We start from the raw sequence: 8327 nt of genomic DNA, 5'->3' as shown, positions 1-8327 counted from the left end.
CAGCTTGTCGGGTGGTTGGTGAAAATGCAAGGCGAACTCGCGGACGATCCGAACGTAGGTTCTTGCGGTACGATGAGAGTAATTACGGCGCTGGAGTTCCTCCAGCATCTTTTTGCGAAGTTGGGTCATGGAGACCTCCTTTTTCTGTGACCCAACTTATCTCAACCCTTCGCTCCTCCCAGCTGCTGAAGTCGAACACGCGGTAGCGTCCGCCGCGACAGCGGCTTCGTCCAAATCGCCATTTCACCAATCAATTCGCGGTCGTCCGGAATCGCGTGCTCCGGGGAGTGAGTCCGTAAGCAGACCAGGTAGCAAATTCGACGGTGTCTGCACTCCTTGCACAAGGCACGCGACGCCTAGTGCGGACAGTGTCCCCAAGGAGATGGCTACAAGCATAGCGAACTCCAGCAGCTCGTCTTTTCCCACGCTCCCACATTGCATTGAAAACAATCGGCGTGAAGTAGGCGTAAGAGATTCATAAAGAACCTGGAAGAGTTTTGGGCCTGGGCGGGCTCATCCCAAAGTTATGAACTTCTTATGAACTTTTTATTCGATCCTGACGCCGCGGACTATCCAATAGGGCAGAGAGAGTCAGTGGAGGAGGTACCCCGTATGTCAGTGGATCAAGCGTTCTCGGCGGAGGAACTGGCGCAGTTGTTCCATCAATACCGCCGCATTCTGGCCAATTGTTTCGGATGCGAGACCCCGGAAACGGAGGCGTCGTGGGAAGATACGCGTCCTAAGGAACGCAAGGTCATGGTAGCGACGATGCGCCTAGTGATTTCGGATCTGGCGGCCAAGATGAAGGACAGCGCGCCACGGCCCGCGGCCAGAACAAACTATTTTGCCAAGCCGGGCGAAGCGGAGTGGGGCTGCTAGTTCGACGTCTAAAGGCGCTTGTCACTCTAGTGTTGGGAGCCATCCCTCCAGCAGCACCTTGCTCAGCCGCTGGGCTTAACTAGTCCCGACAATTGGCCAACGCAAGACGGCCTCCCGATATTCGTAGCTATTGCCAAGTAGTTGCTGGTTTGGGTTCGGGTGACCCTTCGGTTCTTTGGGCCCAGGCGTTATAAGGTACCCGGCTGATATCAATCTCTCGTCCTTACGAAGCACGACCAAGAACCAGCCCATGAAGAAAACTCCAAGCACGCCGATCAAAACTGCAGCCATTGAAATCTCCCGCTAGGCGGTCCTAAAACTATAGCTAGTCGTTCAACTCCGTCTCTGCCCGCCCCACTATCATTGGATTGCTACAGTCGTAAGCTTCTGGTAAGCAGGTCATAAAAAGTTCGTAAACTCCGCAATAGCGGTAGCCACTGAAGGGCGATACCTCACCAAGACATTGGTCACTGGTGGCGTCGTTTGCCTGGCTGTAGAACCGGTCTCAGGGTCGTGAGGCATCGGTCGTGAAAGATAACGCCAACCTTTACAAACAATTTATGAACCTTTCATTCGAAATTTATGCAGTCTCGTGTCCAATTAGTGTGGGTGTATGGATAATGGAAATCGATCCGAGGCACAAATGATTGTGATGTCGATAGTGGCAGTGCTCTGTACGATAAGCGTTGCGTTTTACATACGATTCCTAGTTGCCTTGTGCAGGGAGCACAAACACCGTTCGATCTGCTATCTGGTGTGCTTGTATCCTGTCTCGAACGGATGCATTGTTGCCGAAGAGTGGGAGAACGAAACATCGATCTCCCGAGCCGCATGAGCAGCTGTGCTACAGCTAAGACAGTTCCGCCTGAGATTGAAGTCGGAACGGACAAATGGAGAGGACACGATTGATGTCGATCCAAGAAGTAACAGCAGAAGAATTGGCAAAGCTTTTTCATCACTATCACCAAGCATTGGGACCGGATTTCGGCAGCGGGAAGCAGTCAACAGCACAAGCGTGGGACGAATTGCCTCAGCGGGAGAAGAGCCGTGCCGTCGCTGCGGCACGTCTGACGTTGCTGGAAATAGCTTCAACCACCAGAGAAGCCCAAGACTCAAGGCGCTACTTCGCTAAGCCCGGCGAAGCTGAATGGGGCTGCTAGGTCCCTACCCCACCAAACACGCGCAGGTCACGCGAGGGTTGCCCGGTGTTGGTCGATGCAGTGACCGTTATGGACTTTGCCACAAGAGAGAGAACTCGACTCGGGCTTGGAGCTCTTGCTGGATCTGCAGCGGCCCTGCTGGTCAGCTTCTGCGGGTTCCGGCTGCACTTTAATCTCTCGACCGCAGGTTTCATCGATCTTTTGATTGTTGTATTGACGGCTCTGAGGTTCGGGTTCTGGGCGGCTACCGGTTCCTCTCTGGCAGCGATCGCCTGCTTGGACTATTTCTTCGCTCCGCCTATCCTCAGTTTCCATATTGCCGATCCTCAAAACTGGGTAGCCCTGGGGTCGTTTGAAATAACTGCGCTGATTGTGTGTCGTCTTTCCGCCCAGGTTCAGAGTCACATGCGGCAAGCAGTCCTACAGCGTTGCAACGTCGAGAAACTGTATGAACTCAGCCGGAGCCTCCTGGTTCTCAATCTGCAGGACGCGCCAGGACCGCAGATCGCGTCTCTCATCGAGAAAGCCATTGGGGTCGCTGCAGTTGCGATTTTTGATTCGGCTTTCGCCGAAGTGTACAGCGCCGGAGCATGTAGCAAAGAAGACGAGGAATCAGCTCGAAATACCTATTTTCGCAACACAAATCATGATGAGCCTAAATCGTACAAGTGGCAACGCGTACTACGGTTAGGATCGAAGCCGATTGGCGCCATTGTGCTGTGCGGAATCGATCTCAATCCGCTTATGGTTGACGCCATCGCATCGCTCGCAACCGCCGCATTCGAGCGAGCTCGAGCGTTCGAGAAAGAAAGCCGCGCAGAGGCTGCACGCCACAGCGAACAACTTCGGACGACCGTCCTCGATGGCCTCGCGCATGCTTTCAAAACTCCTCTCACAGTCATCCTAACTTCCGCTTCTGGGCTACTCGAATTGAGGAATCTAAACCCGGCACAGGCGGAGTTGGTGGAGCTGATTGATCAGCATGCGACCGAACTGAATGCGATGACAACACATCTACTCCGAATGGCGAAGCTAGAATCGTCAGAGATACAGCTGCGACGGGAGGACATAGCTATTTCCGAGGTCATCGACGAAGTGCTTGATGAGTGCTCTGCTCAACTTGGCAAACGGCCAGTTCACGTGCGCGTCGCCAATAGGGATCTTGTAGTTTCTGGAGACCGCCAACTGCTTGCCATCACTTTAACGAAACTCCTCACCAATGCGACAAAGTATTCCACTGCTGGCTCTCCCATAACAATATGCGCCGACAAGGATGATAGCCGGGTTGTAATTTCTGTTCACAACCAGGGTTCCGTAATCAACCTTGAAGAGCGTGAGCGGGTTTTTGAACGCTTCTATCGCAGCCCCGCTACAAAGCATCGTGCATCAGGGAGCGGAGTAGGTCTCTCGGTCGCTAAGAAAACCGCTGAAGCCCACCACGGGAATCTTTGGGTGAGCAGCGACACAGAGACAGGTACGACATTTATCCTATCTCTTCCCGAGACGGCAAGGAGAGAATGTGAGTTCGTTGGACAGTAAGGTTCTGGTTGTTGATGATGAGGCCTCGATTCGTCGAGCGCTTCACACCACATTGAGCACGCTAGGCTTCGATATCGAGGAAGCTTCGGCAGGAGAACAGGCTGTGTCGTTTGTTCGCACCGAACGGTACGATGTGGCTCTGCTGGACATCAATATGCCGGGAATCGGCGGGATCGAGGCATGTCGCACCATCCGCAGATTGTCGCCTCAGCTTCCTATTCTAATGCTGACTGTCCGCGACAGTGAGCATGACAAGATCGAGGCATTAGATGCCGGGGCCGATGACTACATAACCAAACCATTCCACGTTGGTGAGTTGATGGCCCGAGTCCGAGCTGCCGTCCGCCGTTCGCGGGCAATACAGGGTGATACCGAGGCTGCCATCACTATCGGCGAAATCGAGCTAGATCCCGGTCGCCGCCTGGTGCGAAAATCCAGCCAGATTGTCCATCTCACTCCGAAGGAGTTTGACCTTCTGCACTGCCTCATGTCGCACGCAGGTAAACCTCTGACTCATGCCCGCCTGCTCACCTCCGTATGGGGTAGTGAATACAGAAATGAGTTGGAATATCTCCGTACTTTCGTGCGCCAGCTACGGAAGACACTAGAGCAAGACCCCTCCCGCCCTGAATATCTGCACACTGAGTCTTACATCGGCTATCGTTTCGTTGACGTTATCGAAAGACGCCCCGCTTAAGACGCCGAACACTGGCGCGGTTGAGCGACTCTCCTCTGATGCTATGGACTTCCGCGTGCTCAATCTGCGTAACGAGCCGATATTCGTCGTCACTTCTATCACCGGGTCAGGCCCCTAACCTCCTCTTACGATGCGACTTAGCACCTTTACGGAGACTTTACAAACCCTTCATGCCTCCCTCATTTGCCTGCGAATAGAGTTTTGTCACCGGAGAGAGTTTGGGTAAACGGTCGAATAGCCAAGAAACGTCTCCGGTGGAGGGAAGAAGATGCATAGGATGTTTGCAGGTGTTGCCATTGCCATAGTGTTTACGGTCTGCTCGGCCGTGGCGCAGTCAACATTTGGAAGTATCGTCGGTGTCGTGCATGACAAAACGCAGGCTGTTGTGCCTGGGGCATCAGTTCAGATACGGGACTTGCAAGACAACAGCACCCGCTCAACCACATCCGACCAAAGCGGATCATTTGAATTTGTGAACTTAAAGCCGGGCAAATATGCTGTTTCGGTTCACGCTGAAGGTTTTGCTGACTTCCAAGTTCCCTTCGCAGAATTGATTGCACGTCAGGCCCTGAGAGTCGACGTTAGCCTGAATGTCAAAACTCAATCCGTGACGGTGGAAGTTGCCGATACCGTTGCCGTCGTCAATACCGAAAATGGTTTGATCGGCGATTCCAAGGACACCGCAGAAATCGGGCAGTTGCCTCTGAACTTTCGAGCGGTAACGACCAGCCCACTAGCATCTTTGGCAACATCGGCGAACGTACAACAGGACAGCCAGGGAAACATTGCACTGGGCGGTGCAACGGCGAACATGGTGGGCTACTCCGTCGATGGCATTTCGACGGCAAACGTCTTCCTGAGTAACGCAGGAGCCAATCCTTACCCGTCTTCCGAGGGCATATCCGAATTGAAGGTCACGGCATTCAATAACAATGCAGAATTTTCCCAGGTCGGCGATGTAACATTCACGAGCAAAGGCGGAACGAACAACCTTCATGGAAGCTTGTTTGAGTACTTCCAGAACGACGCGCTCGATGCCAAGGTACTGAATTTCGCCGTGAAGGCACCGAAGCGGTTTGACACCTTCGGTGGCAGTCTTGGCGGCCCTGTCAATATTCCGAAGCTGTACAACGGAAAAGACAAGACGTTCTTCTTCATCGACTACGAGGGCAACCGGAAAAAGACCTCACAGCCGGAACAATTACTTGTCCCCACGCTGGACGAACGAAAAGGCAACCTTAGCGATCTGCAGGCGCTAACCGATCCGAAGAATCCGCCTCCGCTACTAAACCCGTTTACCGGTCAGCAGTTTCCCAACAATGCGATCAACATCCCGCTAAATATGTCCGCGTTGGCTCTGCTGAATAACTATTATCCATTGCCGAACGTGAATTGTGTGTCGCATTTGACTCAGAACTGTAGTTTCAACTACCAAGCCCTGCAGCCGATTCCGTCCAGCACCAATGGCTTTGATAGTAGGATCGACCAGATCATCAACACGAAACAGCAAGTATATGCACGGTTCAACTGGAAGAATGTCATGTTCAATACGGTAAATCCGCTTCTTCCCAACGATGTGAACCAGGAGCATGACAGAAGCTTCTTGATCTCGCACAATTACACAATTCGCCGAGACCTGCTCAATGAGTTCCGGTTTGGGTTCACGCGAACGCTCTTAGCGCCCAATTTTTCGATTGAAGGTGCGGCAGCAATTGCGCAATTGGGATTGCAAGGGGTGGATGTTTCGCACCATCCCACCGACGGCGGCTTCCCCAGTATCTACTTCTCCGATGGCACTGGCTTCGCTCCTATCGGCAGAGATCACGTGGGATCTACCCTGTCCAGCACCAAGCAAGTTTCTGACAACATCACCTACATCAAGGGCAAGCATACATTTCGCGCAGGCGTAGACAATCGTTGGGTGCGATTTGAAGTCCCCGAGATTGAGACGCCCTCCGATGACTACGGTTTGTTCACCTTCAATCAAAGCAAGTTCACCGGGAACGCGTTTGGCGACTTCCTGCTCGGCCTGCCAAACACAACCTATTTTGCCGTGACGGGTCCCCGGGACAACGCGGGAGGACCGCAATTGGGCCTCTATGCACAGGATGAGTGGAGAGTCAGCGACGCCTGACGGTCAACTACGGCTTGCGCTGGGAATTGTTGCCTCCCTTTCAAGACGTGAACGGAATCGCCGCCAATTTCGATCCCCGCACCAATACGGTCATCATTCCCGACGTCTTGACGACCGGGTTAGGTGCCGCCCCTGCATTTCTCCAGTCGTTTAACGCCTGTTCGCTGCCGAATCGCGACATGTCGCTGCCTTGCTCAAACCTGGAAACCGCAAGCCAAGCCCACCTGCCCCAAGGACTGCGCCAGACTTACATGCGCAACTTTGATCCTCGTATCGGCATCGCCTACCGGCCGTTTGGCGACAACAAGACTGTATTGCGGGCCGGTTTTGGCATCTTTACCGTAACCAACCTCGGACAACTACAAAACAATCTGGAAAGCACGCCGCAGGCGTCGGTCCATACTTATCAAAACCAGATTCTCAATGGGACGGCGCTGATTCAGTTCCCACAGACCATCGCTGCCAGCCAGCTCGTGCAGTTGGGCGGCGGCACCATCGAACAGGCGATCGATCCACGATACCGCGACCCGCAGTCTGCACAGTGGAATGTCACTGTCGAACGTGAGCTTACGCCCGATACAGCCCTGCGCGCGAGTTACGTCGGAATGAACTCCTATCGTTTGAATGTAACCGTAAACTTGAACCAGATTGCACCGAGCTCGCTTCCCTACGTTCCCAGTCCTTTCGTTGACCCGCGGGCGCCATTTCAGAATTGGGGAACCATGTACTCCACCGAGAACCTCGGCGGTGCGAACTACCAGGCGATGGAGGTCGAAGCTACTCACAGGATGTCCCGGGGATTGTATTTTGTGGCAAATTACACCTGGGCGCATAACATCAGTGACGCCCAAGGCGATGCACCAACCGGTTTTCAGGGCGAGACGCGGTATGGACTCGCAGACTTGAATCGTTTCGACATTAGCCGGAATCGTGGCAATGTTGCCGGCACAAGGCGGCAGCGTGTTCTGCTAACTGGGACCTATGACCTACCCTTCGGTCAGGGCCGGCGATGGTCGAGTTCGTCTCGCATTCTTGCAGGAGTTCTGGGTGGCTGGAGCGTCAACACGATAACGCTGCTCGAAACGGGTCCCTATCTGACTCCGACGATCAGTCCCAATCTCGACCAGACTAATACCAATCCCGTTGCCGATGGGTCCATTGTTCGTCCCGATATTGTTGGCAACCCGATTCCCAGTCATCAGACACCGAATCAATATTTCAACATTAACGCATTTGTGCCTACCTCTGTGGGTGCGGCACGAGTCGGAAATGCCGGGGTCGGAATTTTGGAGGCTCCCGGAACGGTTGCCGTCAGTGCCGGATTGTCGAAGGCAATGGCAATCCGAGAAAAACTGCATTTGCGTTTCGAAGCGACGTTCACCAATGTGTTTAACCACACCAACTATGCTCCTCCGGCTACGAACGTGAGCAACCCAGCCACATTTGGAGTGTTGGATGCCGCGCAGACTGCAGAGAATGCGGGAAACCGCACTGGGCAGTTGGCACTGCGGCTCGACTTCTAGGAAGAAGGTCGCAAATGACACGAAGAAATCTGCTGGTCTGATTTATGACCGCAATATGGGTTCTAGCAGGTACAGCCTTCCCGCAGAAGGCAGTTGTTCCGAAACAGCAGGACAAAGTTGCCATCGCAAGGGAGAAGGTTAGAAGAACTGTTGCTCTTGATGGATACAGACAAGAACGGGAAGATTTCCAAGCAAGAATGGATGAAGTTTATGGAAGCGGAGTTTGACAGGCTGGATCAAGACAAGAAAGGCGAACTTGTTCCTGCCCCCTGAGGTGAGACAAACAGTTAAGACACTGTTCGCCGTTCGATGAGAAAGCCTCGACCGGCGAGACGAGTTTACTGCACGGTGGTCTCCGGTTGGCGAAGCAAAGGCGGGCGCTGCTGGAGAGCAAC

At 53.6% G+C, this 8327-nt stretch carries 7 protein-coding genes; all 7 read left to right on the top strand.

Features of this window, described 5'->3' with window-relative positions:
• Positions 1–612: 612 nt before the first annotated feature.
• The 7 genes from VEI50_16465 (at position 613) to VEI50_16435 (ending at position 8159) form a co-directional block, all read left to right on the top strand.
• On the top strand, positions 613–879 hold the full coding sequence (locus VEI50_16465) for a hypothetical protein (GenBank protein ID HXX76725.1): 267 nt from the start codon (positions 613–615) through the stop codon (positions 877–879).
• 908 nt (positions 880–1787) lie between these two features.
• The gene (locus VEI50_16460) at positions 1788–2039 is read left to right on the top strand and encodes a hypothetical protein (GenBank protein ID HXX76724.1); all 252 of its coding nucleotides are present in this window, start codon (positions 1788–1790) and stop codon (positions 2037–2039) included.
• 45 nt (positions 2040–2084) lie between these two features.
• On the top strand, positions 2085–3578 hold the full coding sequence (locus VEI50_16455; GenBank protein ID HXX76723.1) for an ATP-binding protein: 1494 nt from the start codon (positions 2085–2087) through the stop codon (positions 3576–3578).
• Positions 3559–4275 carry a response regulator transcription factor gene (locus tag VEI50_16450; GenBank protein ID HXX76722.1) on the top strand — a complete coding sequence of 239 codons (717 nt, stop codon included), beginning with the start codon at positions 3559–3561 and terminating at the stop codon, positions 4273–4275. The genes VEI50_16455 and VEI50_16450 overlap by 20 nt, the downstream gene beginning before the upstream one ends.
• A gap of 268 nt (positions 4276–4543) precedes the next feature.
• The gene (locus VEI50_16445; GenBank protein ID HXX76721.1) at positions 4544–6409 is read left to right on the top strand and encodes a carboxypeptidase-like regulatory domain-containing protein; all 1866 of its coding nucleotides are present in this window, start codon (positions 4544–4546) and stop codon (positions 6407–6409) included.
• Positions 6388–7932, top strand: a complete 1545-nt coding sequence (locus VEI50_16440) for a hypothetical protein (protein ID HXX76720.1) — start codon at positions 6388–6390, stop codon at positions 7930–7932. The genes VEI50_16445 and VEI50_16440 overlap by 22 nt, the downstream gene beginning before the upstream one ends.
• A gap of 44 nt (positions 7933–7976) precedes the next feature.
• The gene (locus VEI50_16435) at positions 7977–8159 is read left to right on the top strand and encodes a hypothetical protein (GenBank protein ID HXX76719.1); all 183 of its coding nucleotides are present in this window, start codon (positions 7977–7979) and stop codon (positions 8157–8159) included.
• Positions 8160–8327 lie beyond the last annotated feature (168 nt).

The organism is Nitrospiraceae bacterium, assembly GCA_035623075.1.
Taxonomy (GTDB): Bacteria; Nitrospirota; Nitrospiria; order Nitrospirales; family Nitrospiraceae; genus DASPUC01.
Note: the sequence above shows the minus strand (reverse complement) of the source record. Positions and strands in the feature narration are given on the sequence as shown.